The sequence below is a fragment of the Formivibrio sp. oc-25 genome (assembly GCF_055810895.1).
This window is the reverse complement of record NZ_JBVVOL010000042.1, coordinates 1-15579: the sequence shown is the minus strand read 5'-3', so window position 1 is coordinate 15579 and position 15579 is coordinate 1. Positions and strand designations below refer to the sequence as shown.

14 protein-coding genes are annotated in these 15579 nt (G+C 58.9%); 8 read left to right on the top strand and 6 right to left on the bottom strand.

Going from position 1 to position 15579, the window contains the following annotated elements:
* The first annotated feature begins 226 nt into the window (after nucleotides 1-226).
* The 3 genes from AC0KVQ_RS15440 to AC0KVQ_RS15430 all read left to right on the top strand — a co-directional run bounded on the left by AC0KVQ_RS15440 (nucleotide 227) and on the right by AC0KVQ_RS15430 (nucleotide 2527).
* Nucleotides 227-964, top strand: coding sequence for a GntR family transcriptional regulator (locus AC0KVQ_RS15440; RefSeq protein WP_473422080.1), 738 nt, complete (start codon nucleotides 227-229; stop codon nucleotides 962-964).
* Between the two features lie 88 nt (nucleotides 965-1052).
* Nucleotides 1053-2159: an ABC transporter ATP-binding protein gene (locus tag AC0KVQ_RS15435; RefSeq protein WP_473422079.1), complete on the top strand. Its 1107-nt coding sequence runs from the start codon at nucleotides 1053-1055 to the stop codon at nucleotides 2157-2159.
* Between the two features lie 116 nt (nucleotides 2160-2275).
* Nucleotides 2276-2527 carry a hypothetical protein gene (locus AC0KVQ_RS15430; protein ID WP_473422078.1) on the top strand — a complete coding sequence of 84 codons (252 nt, stop codon included), beginning with the start codon at nucleotides 2276-2278 and terminating at the stop codon, nucleotides 2525-2527.
* Nucleotides 2528-2701: 174 nt separating this feature from the next.
* On the opposite strand, the gene AC0KVQ_RS15425 is transcribed toward AC0KVQ_RS15430, so the two are convergent.
* Genes AC0KVQ_RS15425 through cydD form a run of 3 tightly spaced genes read right to left on the bottom strand, consistent with a single transcriptional unit; the run spans nucleotide 2702 to nucleotide 6654 of the window.
* A complete protein-coding gene (locus AC0KVQ_RS15425) occupies nucleotides 2702-3184 on the bottom strand; it encodes a glutathione peroxidase (protein WP_473422077.1) in 483 nt (160 codons plus the stop codon).
* Complete coding sequence (cydC, locus tag AC0KVQ_RS15420; protein WP_473422076.1) at nucleotides 3185-4897, bottom strand: thiol reductant ABC exporter subunit CydC; 1713 nt, start codon at nucleotides 4895-4897, stop codon at nucleotides 3185-3187.
* A complete protein-coding gene (gene cydD, locus AC0KVQ_RS15415; protein ID WP_473422075.1) occupies nucleotides 4894-6654 on the bottom strand; it encodes a thiol reductant ABC exporter subunit CydD in 1761 nt (586 codons plus the stop codon). The genes cydC and cydD overlap by 4 nt, the downstream gene beginning before the upstream one ends.
* Before the next feature lie 156 nt (nucleotides 6655-6810).
* Between cydD and AC0KVQ_RS15410 the strand changes: the two genes are divergently transcribed.
* Complete coding sequence (locus tag AC0KVQ_RS15410; protein WP_473422074.1) at nucleotides 6811-7215, top strand: GNAT family N-acetyltransferase; 405 nt, start codon at nucleotides 6811-6813, stop codon at nucleotides 7213-7215.
* A 180-nt stretch (nucleotides 7216-7395) separates the two neighbouring features.
* A complete protein-coding gene (arfB, locus tag AC0KVQ_RS15405) occupies nucleotides 7396-7800 on the top strand; it encodes an alternative ribosome rescue aminoacyl-tRNA hydrolase ArfB (protein WP_473422073.1) in 405 nt (134 codons plus the stop codon).
* Between the two features lie 13 nt (nucleotides 7801-7813).
* Here the strand turns inward: arfB and AC0KVQ_RS15400 are convergent, their stop codons facing one another.
* Nucleotides 7814-8173, bottom strand: a complete 360-nt coding sequence (locus AC0KVQ_RS15400) for a hypothetical protein (RefSeq protein ID WP_473422072.1) — start codon at nucleotides 8171-8173, stop codon at nucleotides 7814-7816.
* A gap of 340 nt (nucleotides 8174-8513) precedes the next feature.
* A complete protein-coding gene (locus tag AC0KVQ_RS15395) occupies nucleotides 8514-9152 on the bottom strand; it encodes an NAD(P)H-dependent oxidoreductase (RefSeq protein ID WP_473422071.1) in 639 nt (212 codons plus the stop codon).
* A gap of 204 nt (nucleotides 9153-9356) precedes the next feature.
* On the opposite strand from AC0KVQ_RS15395, the gene AC0KVQ_RS15390 reads away from it, so the two are divergent.
* Nucleotides 9357-10220 carry an EamA family transporter gene (locus tag AC0KVQ_RS15390; protein ID WP_473422070.1) on the top strand — a complete coding sequence of 288 codons (864 nt, stop codon included), beginning with the start codon at nucleotides 9357-9359 and terminating at the stop codon, nucleotides 10218-10220.
* 97 nt (nucleotides 10221-10317) lie between these two features.
* On the opposite strand, the gene katG is transcribed toward AC0KVQ_RS15390, so the two are convergent.
* Complete coding sequence (katG, locus tag AC0KVQ_RS15385) at nucleotides 10318-12522, bottom strand: catalase/peroxidase HPI (RefSeq protein WP_473422069.1); 2205 nt, start codon at nucleotides 12520-12522, stop codon at nucleotides 10318-10320.
* A gap of 219 nt (nucleotides 12523-12741) precedes the next feature.
* Here katG and AC0KVQ_RS15380 point away from each other — a divergent pair, with 219 nt between their 5' ends.
* Complete coding sequence (locus AC0KVQ_RS15380) at nucleotides 12742-14505, top strand: heparinase II/III domain-containing protein (protein WP_473422068.1); 1764 nt, start codon at nucleotides 12742-12744, stop codon at nucleotides 14503-14505.
* A gap of 88 nt (nucleotides 14506-14593) precedes the next feature.
* Nucleotides 14594-15493 (top strand): restriction endonuclease, encoded by a 900-nt coding sequence (locus AC0KVQ_RS15375; protein WP_473422067.1) that lies wholly within the window; start codon nucleotides 14594-14596, stop codon nucleotides 15491-15493.
* The last annotated feature ends 86 nt before the right edge of the window (nucleotides 15494-15579 follow it).

The window sequence follows — 15579 nt, the reverse complement described above, 5'->3', positions numbered from 1 at the left end:
CGCCTCAGCGCCGATGATAGTGCAGATTGCCTGTGTGAAAGTAGGTCATCGCCAGACTCCCCTTAAAAACCCCCAGCTCAAAAGGCTGGGGGTTTTGCTTTGTGCACCATGCCTCATTTTATGAGCATGATGTTCCAAGTCTTATTGCAGCCATGCCGGTAAGGTATGATGAAATCCTCTTTCTTCATAACCGTTTTTCCGCTGCCGACCAGCAGTAAAGCCTCGCATGAACCTCAAAAAACTTTCTGTGCTGCAGCCAGATCCATCTATTCCAACCCCCTTGTATTTGCAGATTGCCAACAAGCTGGCCATGGCAATCCAGGCTGGTTATTGGCTGGCAAACCAGCCATTACCGTCGGAACGTGAATTGGTCGATGCATTTGGCATTTCGCGTGTTACGGCACGCAAGGCGTTCGATGTGCTGGAGCAGGAAGGCCGTATCCAGCGACGTCCTGGTTCTGGTTCCTATATCACGCCACGCATGGAGCAGCCGCTGGCTCGTTTTACCCACTTGTCCGAGATGATCAAGCAGCGTGGTTTCCGGCCTGGCTCACACTGGTTGTCGCGCGAGGTGGCATTTGCCAATGCCGAGGAAATGCAGCATCTGAATCTTCCGCACAATAGCCGCGTTACCCGCTTGCTGCGCGCGCGCATGGCTGATGACGTAGTGATTGGTCTGGAGCGTACCGCATTGCCACACGAATTGGCGCCAGATCCTCAGGCTGTGAAGGCTTCTCTGTATGAATTTCTGCGTAATTCCGAACTGGGAGTGGTACGCGCGACACAGCACATCGGGGCGGCTAACCTGACCGAAGAGCTGGCTGGTCACGTGGAGTTGCCACCAGGGACGGCAATGTTGCATCTGACCCGTATCGGTTACCTGGATAGCGGTGTGGCGGTGGAGTTGACGCATTCCTGGTTTCGTAGCGATTACTTTGCCCTGGTCGCGGAACTGAAACTTTGAAACACCGTCTCAATCACGGCAACCGCCTGGCTGTCAGGCGTTTATAATCCGTCGCTTCCCTTGTCCTTTTTGACATACAGGATTTTGCATGGCAACCGTATCGCTGAAGAACATCAACAAGAAGTTTGGTAAAACCGAAGTGCTGCGGGATATCAATCTCGACTTTCCCGATGGTGAGTTTGTGGTGCTGATCGGTCCGTCCGGCTGCGGCAAGACAACTATCCTGCGCTTGATCGCAGGTCTGGAAGAGCAGGAAAGCGGCGATATCCTGATTGGTGGCGAAAATGTCAACAAACTGCCGCCCGCCAAGCGTTCGATCGCCATGGTATTCCAGTCGCTGTCGCTCTATCCGCACATGACCGTGGCCGACAATATCGGTTTCCCACTGAAAATCAGTGGTCTGAGCAAGAGTGCGATCCGGGAAAAGGTCAATGCCGCAGCACAGATGCTGCAAATGACACATCTGCTTGATCGCCGGCCGGCCCAGCTTTCCGGCGGTGAAAAGCAACGGGTAGCCATTGGTCGTGCCATGGTGCGTGATCCCAAGGTCTTCCTGTTCGATGAACCGCTTTCCAATCTTGATGTGGCATTGCGCGCGCAGATGCGCATGGAACTGAAGGAGCTGCACGAAAAACTCAAGGCCACCATGCTGTATGTCACGCATGATCAGACCGAGGCCATGACATTGGGCGAGCGTATCGTGGTGATCAATGATCACGTGGTGCAGCAGATGGGGCGGCCGGTTGAGTTGTATGAAAGCCCGGCCAACACTTTCGTTGCTGGTTTCTTTGGCACGCCACGCATCAACCTGGTCACGGCAAGCCTGGTCGAAACCGATGACAAGCTTGCGGCCGTGCAGCTGGCCGATGGCTTGGTGGTGCAGGCTGCGGTTGATGCCCGGCGCGCTCAGGTCGGTGACAAGGTGATTTTCGGATTGCGCCCGGAACATGTGCGCCTGGCTGAAACGGATCAGGATGAAACTGTGAGTGGCTCGGTGCATCGTCTGGAGCATCTGGGCGACATGGTACATGTGTATGTGAGCCTGCCGGGCGTTGAGGAAAAAGTCTGTGTCAAGCTCAAGGCCGGTACGGATTATCCGGAGCAGGGGGCCGAAGTGGCGCTCGCTTTCCCGGTAAAAAATAGCCTGTTGTTTGATGCCGAGGGCGTGGCCTTTCCGCGGATTGCGGCGTCTTGACAAACCTTTACTCAAACTGATGCAGCTTTACCTGTTTGTGGGCGGTACACCGCCTTGCTGATGAAGCGACAGCGGTAAGATAAGGACATGTTCCATGGGAGCCAAGGAGACGGGATATGTCCAGTATCAGTTCAATCAGCAACGCCAGCAGCTACTGGCCTGCGATCAGGGATAGCTTCAGTAACGCGTTCAACGAAATTGAAGAAGGTGCTGAAACCGTTGGCGAGGCGGTCAGTGATGCATATGACACGGTGGAAACGACAGTGAAATCTGTCGCCCTGACGGTGGAAGAGGTTGTTGATGATGGCGTGGATGCCGTGAAGGAAGCCTGGGAAACGCTCGGCAACGCCATCGATACCTTTGCCTGAGAACCTTTGCGATCTTGCCGTGACGCCGTAATCGGCGTCCAACGGCTGTTTGTGGCAGTATTGCTCAATTTTTGATCTGGCATGAAATGTCTAGCCATATCAATGGGTTGGGTTTGTTATCCACATGACGCCCACACGGTCACTCACGGTTTTCGTGGAGCATTTGGACGAATCTTATCGTTGCAGTGCCGCGCGGATATGGGCGTCAATCGCTTCGGGTTTGGTGATCGGTGCAAAGCGGCGCCGTGGCGTGCCATCGCGCCCGATCAGGAACTTGGTGAAGTTCCAGCGGATGCTGCGGCCAAACCAGCCGGGCAGCATAGTGGTCAACTGCCGGAACAGCGGATGTGCCTGCGTGCCGTTGACATCCACCTTGGCAAACATCGGAAAAGTCACGCCGTAGTTGATCTGGCAGGTCTGCGCGATCTCGCCGGCATCGCCCGGCTCCTGCTGGCCGAACTGGTTGCAGGGAAATCCGAGAATCACAAAACCCTGATCGCGGTATTTTTGGTATAGCGTCTCCAGCCCGGCATATTGCGGAGTGAAGCCGCACTGGCTTGCGGTGTTGACCACCAGAATCACCTGGCCGGCATAGCGGGCAAGGTCTTCTTCTTGGCCGTTCAGCCGGATGGCGTGCAGTTGTAGTAACGATGACATTCAGCGCTCCTTGGGTGAAACTGGCTTCTCCGGCAACAGCCGTCCTTCTTCCATTTCCAGTATGCGATCAAATCCGGCGATGCCGGCTGCGCGATGCGTGACCCAGATCAGGGTTTTGCCACGCAGGTGGGTGCGGATGGCATCGACCAGCGCGGTTTCCGATGCTGGATCGAGCCCTTCCGTGGGCTCATCGAGCAAGACGATCGGTGCATGACGTAACAGGGTACGCGCCAGACCGAGCCGGCGGCGCTCGCCCCCGGAAAGGCTGGTACCCTGTTCCTCGATCCAGGTCTGCAACCCTGCGGGCCAGCCGCGTACCTTGTCGCCCAGTCCGACCAGATCCAGCATCTGCCACAGTTGTCCGTCGCTGGCATGCGGATCGGCCAGACGCAGGTTGTCGGCCAGTGAGGCGGTGAAGAGCCAGGTATCCTGCGGACAACAGGCAATGTGGCGGCGCAGGGTGGGTTCATCCAGTGCGGTCACCGGGACATCGCCCAGGCGAATCCGGCCCTGGTCCGGATCGATCAGGCGGGCAATCAGGTGCATCAGCGTGGTCTTGCCGCAACCGCTTGGTCCCAGCAGGGCCACATGTTCGCCGGCTTCTATCCGCAGGCTGATGCCTTGCAGGACGGGTTGTGCAGGATCGTGGGCGAAGTGGAGTTGTTCCAGTGTCAGTGCAGAGCCCCCCGGCTGTGGTCCTTGGGCGACAAATGCCGGTGCCGGCGGAGTATGGGCGATGTGCAGCAGCCGTGACGCGCTGGCGACAGTGCCCGGCAGATCAAGCCAGGCTTGTGGCAGTTGCTGGATGACTTCCAGCACACCCAGACACAGCATGACCAGTACCGCGATCCAAATCCCGCTTGGCATGGTTTGCACGGGTAAAAGCGCGATCAGGCCGATGACGGCCCAGACCTGCAATCCGACCGCAAACAGCAAGATGGCGCGCAGCGTGGCAGCGATGCGCTGCTGACGCAGCTGATCCGCGACGCGTGCGGTATCGTGTATCAGCACCTGCCAGCGTTGGCTGCTCCATGCCGGCGCATGCAGCGCCAGGTCTTCCAGTCCGTCCACGGCATCGAGCAGATCGCGGCGCAGCGTGGCCTGGCTTTGCACCAGCCGTGGGGTCAGGCCAGCGCCGGCTTGCCATGCCATCCGCGGTAGGACGATCAGCGCGAGGATCACGAGAATCAGCCAGGGCCAGAGCAGAACGCTGGCCTGTGCTGCCAGCACGCCACCCAGGATCAGCAGGCAGACCCACGCCGTCAGCGCGGGCAGGATCAGTCGCTGGTAGAGGTTGTCCAGCGCATCGATGTCGCGAGTGAGCCGGTTGAGCAGGTCCGCGCCATGAAAGCTGCCTAGTTGCAAGGGCGACAGGTTCGCCAGATGGCGGTACAGCCACACGCGCAGTCCACCGATCAGGCGGAAGGTGGCCTCGTGCGTGACTACGCGTTCGCACCAGCGGCTGACGGTGCGGAACATGGCAAAAAAGCGCACGCTCGCTGCCGGCAGGTAGTAATTGAAGGTTTGCGCCGTGACGGCGGAGGTGCCCGCCAGTGCGGTGGCGGCCAGGAATCCGCCTGAGGTGCCGAGCAGGCCAAGCCCAGCGATAAAGCTTGCCAGCGTGAGCAATCCGCCCAGCAGGATCCAGCGCCAGTGCGGCAGCATCAGGCGCAGGAATGGCAGCAGGGTGGCAAGCGGGCTTTGCGTTTTCATGCCTCGCCCTCCGCGGCAAAGAATGCTGCAATTGGCCCGGTCAGCGAATCCGCGCTGGCGGCAATCCGGCCATGCTGCAGCAGTACGATGCGGTCCATCAGTACCAATGGCGCAGCGCGATGCGTGAGCATGATCACGGTGCGGCCGGTGCACAGCGTGGCCAGCCCGGCCATGATGATGGTCTCGGTTTCATGATCGAGGCTGGCCGTAGGCTCATCCAGCAACAGTAGCGTGGCATCACGCAACCAGACACGCGCGAGCGCCAGCCGGCGCAATTGCCCGCCCGACAGCTGCCGGCCACCTTCGCCAAGTGGCGTGGCCAGCCCCTGCGGCAGGCTGGCGTACCAATCCCGCAATCCGGAAAAATTCAGCGCCTGCAGCAGGGCGGCATCATCAGCATCGTGCCGCGCCACACGCAGATTGTCGGCCAGGCTGGCCGCGATCAGGCGCGGATGTTGGCTCATCCAGCCGATGCGTTCGCGCCAGGCAAGCAGATCCAGTTCGGCCAGATCTGTGTCATCAATGCGGATGCCGCCAGCACTCGGCGCAAGCTGGCCCAGCACGAGGCGTAGCAGCGTGGTTTTGCCTGTGCCGCTGGCACCGATCACGGCGAGTTTTTCACCGGCAGTAATATCGAGGCTGATGCCATCCAGTACCGGTATGCCGGGGATATGGCTGAAAGTCACCTGTTCGAAATGGATCGCCGGTGCCGAATCGGCGGGCATAATCTTGCCGCCGGCGGGTTGTGGTGAGGAGGCTTGCAGGATAGGGATCAATTGTCCGGCAGCGGCCAGTGCTTCGGCGCGGGCATGGTAGTGCGTGCCCAGTTCGCGCAATGGCCAGTAAAACTCGGGGGCAAGCAGCAGGATGAAAAACGCCGAGCCCAGTCCGACCATCCCGCGCCACTCGCCAAACTGCAATACACCCAAGAGGCTGAAACCGAAATACACCGCAGTCAGCGCAATCGCGACCGAGGTAAAGAACTCCAGCACCGACGACGACAGGAACGCAAGCCGCAGCACGCTCATGGTGCGGATACGAAAATCTTCCGCGACTGCCGCAACCCTGGGCGTCTGGGCATGATGCGCATCGACCAGACGCAGGCTGCTCATGCCGCGCACCAGATCGAGAAAATGCCCGCTCATGCGCGAGAGCGCCTGCAACTGGCGGGTCTGGCGGGCTTTTGCCCCCATGCCCACCAGTGCCATGAACAGGGGAATCAGGGGCGCAGTCAGCAGCAGGATCAACCCTGCCGCCCAGTTGAAGGCGAAGGCCGCGATCAGGATCATCAGCGGCATGGCGCCGGCCAGGATCATCTGTGGACGGTAGCGTGCCAGATAGCCATCGAGCGCATCGACCTGTTCCAGCAGTTTCGACACCAGGGCGCCGCCGGCCTGTGTGGCACGCCATGCTGGTCCCAACGCATGTACCCGATCCAGCAACTGTTCGCGCAAGCACGTGCGGACCTGTGCAGAAGCACGGCTGCCGGCCTCATCCCTGGCCCAGCTGGCCAGTGCACGCAGCGCGAATGCCAGTGGCAGGGCCAGCCAGGGCAGGGACAGGTCCGTCAGGCTAGCTTGCTGCATGATCAGCGCATTGAGCAGGTAAGCCAGCAACCCGCACTGGGCGATGATGGCCAGCCCTTGCAACAGGCCAGCCAGAACAGCCAGGCTCGCCCAAGGGCGCGATAGCGTGGCCAGATCGCGCAGCCACTGTTTGGCAGCCTTTTCGGAAGCAGTCGTGTTTTCTTCTGGCATGGTGCGGCGGTATCTTCGGTGGTTGCTGTCTTGATCTTGGACAAATTATCCCACGCTTGTTGCCCGCCGGATTTTTTGAACGGTGTGACCTTTCACATTCCGGCGGAGCTTTCGGTAAGCTTGTACAGTTTTCCCTTGGTGCAACCAGGAATTTGCATGCAGATCACCCCCATTCACTGGCGCGAAACGCTCCCAATCCGCCATCAGGTATTGTGGCCCGACAAACCAGAAGCCTTCTGCAGGCTTGAGGGCGATGAACAGGCCTGGCATTTCGGTGCCATGATCGATGGTCATCTGGTCGGAGTCGCTTCGGTATTTGTCGAAGGTAACAGCGCACGCCTGCGCAAGTTTGCCACGCTGGCCGAGTATCAGCGCCAGGGCATCGGCAGCGCCTTGCTGAATCATGCGCTCTCGTTTGCCAGTCTGCAGGGCATGACGCATTTCTGGTGCGATGCGCGCGAATCGGCGCTGGAATTCTATGCGCGCTTTGGCCTGTGCCCGGAAGGGGCGCGCTTCTACAAGGCGGAGGTACCGTACTTCAGGATGAGCCGGGTTCTGTGAACCTGTTCTGAGTGATGTTATCCACTTACCCACGAAAACCGTGGGTGCCTGTGTGCATGTCCTGTGGATGGATTTCCCAAGTCTTTGATTGTGCGCCGAATTATTTGTCTGATTAAAAAATGGGCGATTGCAGGGCCGAGTGCGTTACCATGATCGCTTGATCAAAATCGCAGACCTGCCATGCACGACTTCACCATTCCGGAAAATGAAATCGAGTTCAGCGCCATCCGGGCGCAGGGAGCGGGTGGCCAGAATGTGAACAAGGTATCCAGTGCCGTGCATCTGCGCTTCGATATCGGCAAATCCTCGTTGCCGGACATCTACAAGCAGCGCTTGCTGGCACTGAGCGATCAGCGCATTACGCGCGAGGGCGTGGTGGTGATCAAGGCGCAGCAATCACGCAGCCAGGAACAGAACCGGGCCGATGCGCTGTTGCGCTTGTATGACCTGATAGAAAGCGTGATGCATACCCCGAAACCCCGGCATGCTACCCGGCCCACGCTGGCATCCCGCCGCCGCCGGCTGGAGGGCAAGACCCAACGCAGCCAGACCAAGGCATTGCGCAGCAGGGTAAAGGACGATTGATCCTGCGCGCCTATTACTGGTGGGCATCAATATCGGCCAGAGATTCCTGGCCTTTGGTGGTAATGCTGTAACCGCCCTCTGCCCGGGGGGCAATGTGGCCCTTCTTGGCCAGAAATGCCATGACTTCCGGATTCAACACCGCTGCAGGATTGGCAGCGATCTTGCGCAGGCCATCGATACATTTTTTCAGGAACAGTGTTTGCCGACCAGCATCGGTGATGGTGACACGCCCATCGCGCACGAAGGTGATCAGCTTGAGCCCGAGCAAATGCTTGGCATGCTTGGCTACTTTCGGCGTGACCTTCTTGCTGCTTGGGCCGGGGCCAATTTCAACTAGCGCTTCCAGTTCATCGGGGGTTAGTGTTTCGTTCATAAGCATTCCTGTTGGATCAATCAAAAAGACGAAGCCCGCCATGGTACTCGCAGTTGGGCTGGTGCGCGGTGCGAACTGCACGGCAGTTTGATGGGTGGCAGAGTGTTTCCCGGGTGTTGATTGCGTTATCCGCACTTGCTCACGCATTTCGTGGGCCGTTATGTGCACACCCTGTGGATAAAGCTGCCAAACTGTTGATGCATAGTAATAAAAAGTGGATGCACAAAAAATAGGCAGATGGCGCATAGCCTGGATCGGTCATGGGTATTCGATCCCATGCCGGATATGAAAACGCCACCGGCTTTGCGGTGGCGTTGACCTGCTTTGCAATCAATGCAGATTATTTCATTTCGACTACGAACTGCTCGCGCGGACGGCGGACCTTTTTCAGTGTTACCAGCCAGTCTCCTTCTGGTTCGCGGAACCCCAGCGGCAACATGACCACCGAACGCAGTCCGCGCGCACGCAGACCCAGAATTTCGTCGACCTTGTCCGGATCGAATCCTTCCATCGGCGTGCTGTCGACTTCTTCATCCGCAGCGGCAATCAGTGCCGTTCCCAGCCCGATATAGGCCTGGCGGGCTGCATGCTGGAAATTGGTTTCGGCATCGCGCGGGGGGTAAGCCGCCAGCAGTTTCTGGCGATAGGCTTCCCAACCTTCATTCTTGAAGCCGCGTTCTTCGTTGACAAGATCAAACATCGTGTTGATGCGTTCCGGTGTGTAGTTATCCCAGGCAGCAAAGACCAATAGGTGCGAACAGTCCGTGATCTGGTTCTGGTTCCAGGCATGCGGCTTGATCTGTTCGCGCAAGGCCTGGTTGGTGACCACAATGACTTCATACGGCTGCAAGCCACTGGAACTGGCGGTCAGTCGTACAGCTTCCAGAATACGGTCAATCTTGTCCTGGGGTACGGCCTTGGCCGGGTTCATTTTTTTTGCAGCATAGCGCCATTGCAGTTTTTCCAGCAGCTTTGACATGGTTTGCATTCCGTCTTGTTTGTGGCAATGCAGTGCAGTTTGGGTTGGGCTGACGGATTTTCAATCGATATGACTTGCGTAAATTGTTGTACCCTCAAGGGATTGCACCCGGTTCGCTCCCTGATCTGATGCCGGTTTATCCTCTGCTTGAGCGTACTCGTGGCCTAATGGAAAATGCCGGCTTTGCTCCGCCGGAATCCATCCATGCACTATGTTCTTCTTGCCGCCAGCTGCAGTGTGCTGGTTGCCGTATTGCTCAAGCTCGCGCGTCGTTATGACATTGATACCGTGCAGGCCATTGGCTGGAATTATCTGGCTGCGTCCGTCTGGTGCTGGTTTCTGCTTAAACCCTCGCTGGATAGTCTGAATGCACCTGGTGCCCCCTGGCCCTCGCTGTTGGGCCTGGCCTTCGTGCTGCCCACCCTGTTTATCGTGCTCTCGGCCAGTGTGCGCCGGGCCGGCATCGTCCTGACCGACATCGCCCAGCGCCTTTCATTGTTGCTGTCGCTGCTGGCGGCTTTTCTGTTTTTTGGAGAAACCGCCAGCGGCTTGAAACTGGCCGGACTCGCGCTGGGGCTCTTTGCCGTGGTCGGTATCCTGTGGCGGCCACAGGTTGGCGGCGGTGAAGAAACGGGGCGGGCCTGGCCGGTACTGCTGACTGTCTGGGCCGGTTTTGCGCTGGTTGATGTAATGCTCAAGCACATCGCCGCTGCCGGCACACCGTTTGCCGCCTCGCTGCAGGTCAGCTTTGGCCTGGCCTTTGTCGGCATGCTGGGCTGGCTGATCATCCGTGCTGTGCGCGGGCAGGGCGCCTTGACCGGGAAAGGCCTTGCCGCCGGGCTGCTGCTGGGCACGATCAACTTCGGCAATATCCTGTTTTATGTTCAGGCGCACCGAGCCTTGCCGGGCCAGCCGGCCGTGGTGTTTGCCAGCATGAATATCGGTGTGGTGGTGCTGGGAACGCTGGTGGGTGTGTTCGCTTTCGGCGAGCGGCTCTCGCGCTTGAATCGTTTAGCAGTTGGACTGGCGATTATCGCTATCGGATTGATTGCGTGGGGCAAAGCCTGACACTGGTTTGATCCGCTCGCTTTAAAAAGAGCGCCACCGTAATCGGTGGCGTTCTTTTAGTTGATATAAGCCTGAGTGGTATTCAAGCCTATCGATCCTACATCAGATCAAATCGATCCAGATTCATCACCTTGACCCAGGCGGTGATGAAGTCGCGCACAAATTTCTCCTTGGCATCGTCCTGCGCATAGACCTCGGCCAGCGCACGCAGTTGGGAGTTAGAGCCGAAAATGAGATCAACGCGGCTGCCGGTCCACTTCACTGCGCCAGTGCTGCGGTCGCGGCCCTCGAAGCGCTGCGCTGAATCGTCGATCGGGCGCCACACCGTGCCCATGTCGAGCAGATTGACGAAGAAGTCGTTCGTCAGCTGGCCGGCACGCAGGGTGAATACACCGTCTTTTGATCCCCCGTAGTTGGCACCCAGCACGCGCAAACCGCCGACCAGCACGGTCATTTCCGGGGCAGAGAGCGTGAGTAGTTGGGCCTTGTCGATCAGCAGTTCCTCGGCCGGGATGCGATAAACCGCCTTTTGATAGTTGCGGAAACCATCGGCTTGCGGCTCCAGCGGCGCGAACGAATCCGCATCGGTGAGTTCCTGGGTGGCATCCATACGGCCCGGTGCAAATGGCACTTCGATGCTGAACCCCGCCGACCTGGCGGCAGCTTCAACTGCGGCAGAACCCGCAAGCACGATCAGATCGGCCAGCGATACTTTCTTTTCCTCTAGTGCCGCGGCATTGAAATCCTGCCGGATCTTTTCAAGCACACCCAATACCTTGGCCAGTTGCGCTGGCTGGTTCACCGCCCAATCCTTCTGCGGGGCCAGGCGGATGCGTGCACCGTTGGCGCCGCCGCGCTTGTCCGAACCACGGAAGCTTGCCGCCGCAGACCAGGCGGTATAGACCAGTTCTGCCGTACTCAGGCCGGATGCCAGCACTTTTGCCTTGAGTTCAGCCACATCCCTGGCGCTGACCAGCGGGTGATTCACGACCGGAATCGGATCCTGCCAGATCAGGTCTTCTTCTGGCACTTCCGGGCCAAGGTAGCGGCACTTCGGCCCCATGTCGCGGTGCGTGAGCTTGAACCAGGCACGCGCAAACGCATCGGCAAATGCGGCCGGATCCTTGTGGAAGCGGCGGGCAATCGGCTCGTAGATCGGGTCGAAGCGCAAGCTCAGATCGGCCGTGGTCATCATCGGCGGGTGTTTTTTCGAAGGATCATGTGCATCCGGAATCATGTGTTCGGGCTTCACATTCTTCGCTACCCACTGGTGCGCGCCGGCCGGGCTCTTGGTGAGTTCCCACTCATAACCGAACAATGTATCGAAGTAGCCGTTGTCCCAGGTTGTCGGGTTGGGTTTCCAGGCACCTTCGATGCCGCTGGTGGTGGTGTGCACGCCTTTGCCGGTGCCAAACTTGTTGATCCAGCCCAGGCCCTGTTCCTCGATCGGGGCGGCTTCCGGTTCCGGGCCTACCAGCTTCGGGTCGCCGGCACCGTGGGCCTTGCCGAAGGTGTGGCCACCGGCCACCAGTGCCACGGTTTCCTCATCGTTCATTGCCATGCGTGCAAAGGTTTCGCGCACGTCACGCCCGGATGCCACCGGGTCCGGATTGCCGTCCGGGCCTTCCGGGTTCACATAGATCAGGCCCATCTGTACGGCCGCGAGCGGGTTTTCCAGTTCTCGGTTGCCCGAATAACGGCTGTTCGGCTTGTCGCTGGTGGCCAGCCATTCCTTCTCCGCACCCCAGTAGATATCTTCCTCGGGTTGCCAGATATCGGGGCGACCGCCGCCGAAGCCAAAGGTCTTGAAGCCCATCGATTCGAGCGCGACGTTGCCGGCCAGAATCATCAGATCTGCCCACGAGAGTTTATTGCCGTATTTCTGCTTGATCGGCCACAGCAGGCGCCGCGCCTTGTCGAGGTTGCCGTTGTCCGGCCAGCTGTTGAGCGGAGCGAAACGCTGGTTGCCGGCGCCACCGCCGCCGCGGCCATCTGCGGTACGATAAGTGCCGGCACTGTGCCAGGCCATGCGGATCATCAAGCCGCCATAATGGCCCCAGTCGGCCGGCCACCAGTCCTGCGAATTCGTCATCAAATCGGTCAGGTCTTTTTTCAGGGCGGCAAAATCGATCTTCTTAAACTCTGCGGCATAGTCGAAATCGGCACCCAGCGGATTCGATGCTGGCGCATGCTGATGCAGGATGCCCAGATTAAGCTGGTTGGGCCACCAGTCGCTATTGGAACGGGTGCTGGCGCTGGTGCGCGCACCATGATGGAAAGGGCATTTCTGTTCGGTGCTCATGGATGCGTTCCTTTTATTCGTGAGGTGTCCGGGTGAGGACTGTGTATCCAGATTAGTCCGACTTCCTCGCAGGTTCCATTGAATTGATTCAATCGCGATTATTGATAAATATTATTGATGTTTGTTTTTTGATAGATTTTGTATTTTGGCGGTGAATACATCCTGACGAGGCCAATTTTGGAGTCAACCATTGCATCAACACGCCGAGAAGTCATCAAGATGCTGGGTTTACTGGCATTGCAGCTGAGTGCGTCCGGCTGCAGCCCGTTGCTGATCGTGGACGAAAAAAAGACTCGGTTGCCACCACACCCGCGCCTGATTGCTACCCGGGAAGACTGGCAAACGCTGGCGTCGCGCCGCCAGGCCGACCCCGATCTGGATCGGCTGGTCGAATTGTTGCTGCAACGTGCGCGCAGCGACTTGAAGCGCCCGCCGCTGGAACACAAACTGGTTGGCCGGCGCATGCTGAATGTCTCGCGTGAATTCATCCGCCGCACCTTGCTGTGGACGTTTGCCTACCGCCTGACCGGGGAGGCCATCTATCTGGAGCATGCAAGGCGGGAAATGATGGCGGTCGCGGCCTTTCCGGACTGGAACCCCAGCCATTTTCTGGATGTGGCCGAGATGACGGCTGGGCTGGCGCTGGGGTACGACTGGCTCTATCACGATCTGCCAGCAGCAGAGCGGGCGATGATCCGGCAAGCTATCGTCGACAAGGGCATTGCCCAGGCACGCCATGGCCACCGCACTTTTGGCCTGACCTACAACTGGGGGCAGGTCTGCATCGGTGGCATGGTGCTGGGTGCGCTGGCGGTGCAGGAGGATGAACCGGAACTGGCAGCCGATCTGATCGCCGCCGCGCAACGCGATGCCTTCACCGCACTGGGTGCCTATCAGCCGGATGGCGTTTATCCGGAGGGGCCCGGCTACTGGTGCTTTGGTACCACCTACGAAATCCTGCTGATTGCCGCACTGCGTACTTGCCTGGGACAGGATTGGGGATTGCTGGATACGCCGGGCTTCAAGCAGAGCGCGCAGTTCTATACCCAGTCCATCGGCCCGTCCGGCAGGCATTTCAACTTTGCCGACAGCAGCGAAGGGCAGGAGCTGACCTCGCCCATTGTGTATCTGGCGCGCGAACTGCAACAGCCAGCGCTGCTGAATCCCAAGCGCGACATGATTCGCCGTAAGCAAGGCTTGCACGAACGCTATGCACCGCTTGTTGCACTATGGTGGCCAGTGCGCGAAAAGAGCACATTGCCACCCTTGCGATTCATCGGCCAGGGTGCGCAGCCGGTGGCTATCTGGCGCAATTCCTGGTCAGATCCGGATACGCTCTGGTTCGCTATCAAAGGCGGTGGCGCACACCACAACCACGCCCATATGGATGCCGGCAGTTTCGTACTGGATTGGGGCGGAGTGCGCTGGGCGCGCGATCTGGGTATGCAGGATTACTACAGCCTGGAAAGCCAAGGTATCGATCTGTGGAACATGAAGCAAAGCTCGCCGCGCTGGATGGTGTTTCGCCAAAGCAGCGCCGCGCACAACACGCTCACCGTCGATGGCCAGTTACATCGCGTTGACGGCATGGCCAGCCTGCAAACGCTCGACCCGCAAACGGTCGAAATCGATCTGACTTCGGTGCTCGGCATCCCGGCCATGCGCCGAGCCCACTTTACCGGCAATACAGTACAGCTCGACGACGCTATCCACGCAGCGCCCCCCGGCAGTCTGATCCGCTGGGCCATGAATACCGAGGCTGCGATCAGCCTGCACGGCAACCATGCCCGTCTGCAGATCGGCGACAAAACGCGCATCATCCATTTCAGCGGAATGCCAGTCGATCTTTCTGTGCTCGATATCAGCCAGCCGCGCAGCGCCTTTGATCAACCCAATCCCAATACCCGCCAGTTGGTGGCGACTGCACCGGTGGATGCGGTAGGGCGCTGGCAGTTGCGGGTGCGGTTCGTTGGGGAGAAATGACGAAATAACCACATGCGCAAGATTGACTTTGAGTGATGTGCGGATATACCGGTAACATGCTTACGTTAATTCTGATTGGATGTCAGATATGGCGCGCAAACGCAAACAGTCCGGTTTATTGGCCACCGCCATGCAGGGGCGCTGGCCGGTGGCGGCGGGGATCTCGGCAGGGTGTTTGGCTCTTGCCTATCTTGTTCTGCCGCTGATCCTGGGCAGCAACCGCATGACTGCCGCGCTGATCGGCGCTTTTCGTGCCCCGCTGCTGATCGCAGCATTTGCCATGGGGGCGATCGCACTGATCAAGTTCCTGCGCGAGAAAACGCAAACTGATCCGCCTGCAACCACTTCCGCACCCATTACTCCCCGCTTCAAACCCGCCGCAGCATCCGTACCACCCGCCCAAGCAACTGCCAGCCCCGTTGAGCCCAAGCCGACCGAGTGGTCGTTAGCGCTGCTGCAAAGCATCGAATGGAAGCGTTTCGAAGACCTGTGCGCCGCCTATTACCAAGCCAAAGGCATCCGCAGCGCCACCACCGCGCTCGGCCCGGATGGCGGCATCGATATTCGGCTCTATCAAGCGGGCGACGAACGCGCCACCACCATCGTGCAATGCAAAGCCTGGCCGGAAAACAAAGTGGGCATCAAGCTGATCCGCGAGCTGCTCGGCGTGCGCGTGGCGGAAAAAGCCGACAAAGCCTTTTTTATGACCTGCGGCGGTTACACCGACGATGCCACGGCCTTTGCCCAGGCCAACGGCATTACGCTTTTTAGTGGTGAGATGTTCCTGATGATGTTGCAACGCCTGCCAGAGACCGAACGCCAGCGCCTGCTCGCCTTCGCCACCGAGGGCGACTACACCACGCCGACCTGCCCACAATGCGGGCAAAAGCTGGTGGCAAAGCAGGGACCGCAGAAGAAATTCTGGGGATGCCGGAGTTATCCGGATTGCCGTGGGACGTTGGGGATGCGTGGGGTTGGATATGGTTGAAGAGATATGTGTCTAGTTTCGTACGATCATATCTCGCAACGTATCCTGAAACTTGCCACTGCGCGCGAGGTTTTGGGTAGTCTTCT

Bases quoted from the DNA above. Each gene is read 5' to 3' on its own strand.
- AC0KVQ_RS15440 (WP_473422080.1), top strand. From the start codon at position 227: ATGAACCTCAAAAAACTTTCTGTGCTGCAGCCAGATCCATCTATTCCA.
- AC0KVQ_RS15435 (WP_473422079.1), top strand. From the start codon at position 1,053: ATGGCAACCGTATCGCTGAAGAACATCAACAAGAAGTTTGGTAAAACC.
- AC0KVQ_RS15430 (WP_473422078.1), top strand. From the start codon at position 2,276: ATGTCCAGTATCAGTTCAATCAGCAACGCCAGCAGCTACTGGCCTGCG.
- AC0KVQ_RS15425 (WP_473422077.1), bottom strand. From the start codon at position 3,184: ATGTCATCGTTACTACAACTGCACGCCATCCGGCTGAACGGCCAAGAA.
- cydC (WP_473422076.1), bottom strand. From the start codon at position 4,897: ATGAAAACGCAAAGCCCGCTTGCCACCCTGCTGCCATTCCTGCGCCTG.
- cydD (WP_473422075.1), bottom strand. From the start codon at position 6,654: ATGCCAGAAGAAAACACGACTGCTTCCGAAAAGGCTGCCAAACAGTGG.
- AC0KVQ_RS15410 (WP_473422074.1), top strand. From the start codon at position 6,811: ATGCAGATCACCCCCATTCACTGGCGCGAAACGCTCCCAATCCGCCAT.
- arfB (WP_473422073.1), top strand. From the start codon at position 7,396: ATGCACGACTTCACCATTCCGGAAAATGAAATCGAGTTCAGCGCCATC.
- AC0KVQ_RS15400 (WP_473422072.1), bottom strand. From the start codon at position 8,173: ATGAACGAAACACTAACCCCCGATGAACTGGAAGCGCTAGTTGAAATT.
- AC0KVQ_RS15395 (WP_473422071.1), bottom strand. From the start codon at position 9,152: ATGTCAAAGCTGCTGGAAAAACTGCAATGGCGCTATGCTGCAAAAAAA.
- AC0KVQ_RS15390 (WP_473422070.1), top strand. From the start codon at position 9,357: ATGCACTATGTTCTTCTTGCCGCCAGCTGCAGTGTGCTGGTTGCCGTA.
- katG (WP_473422069.1), bottom strand. From the start codon at position 12,522: ATGAGCACCGAACAGAAATGCCCTTTCCATCATGGTGCGCGCACCAGC.
- AC0KVQ_RS15380 (WP_473422068.1), top strand. From the start codon at position 12,742: ATGCTGGGTTTACTGGCATTGCAGCTGAGTGCGTCCGGCTGCAGCCCG.
- AC0KVQ_RS15375 (WP_473422067.1), top strand. From the start codon at position 14,594: ATGGCGCGCAAACGCAAACAGTCCGGTTTATTGGCCACCGCCATGCAG.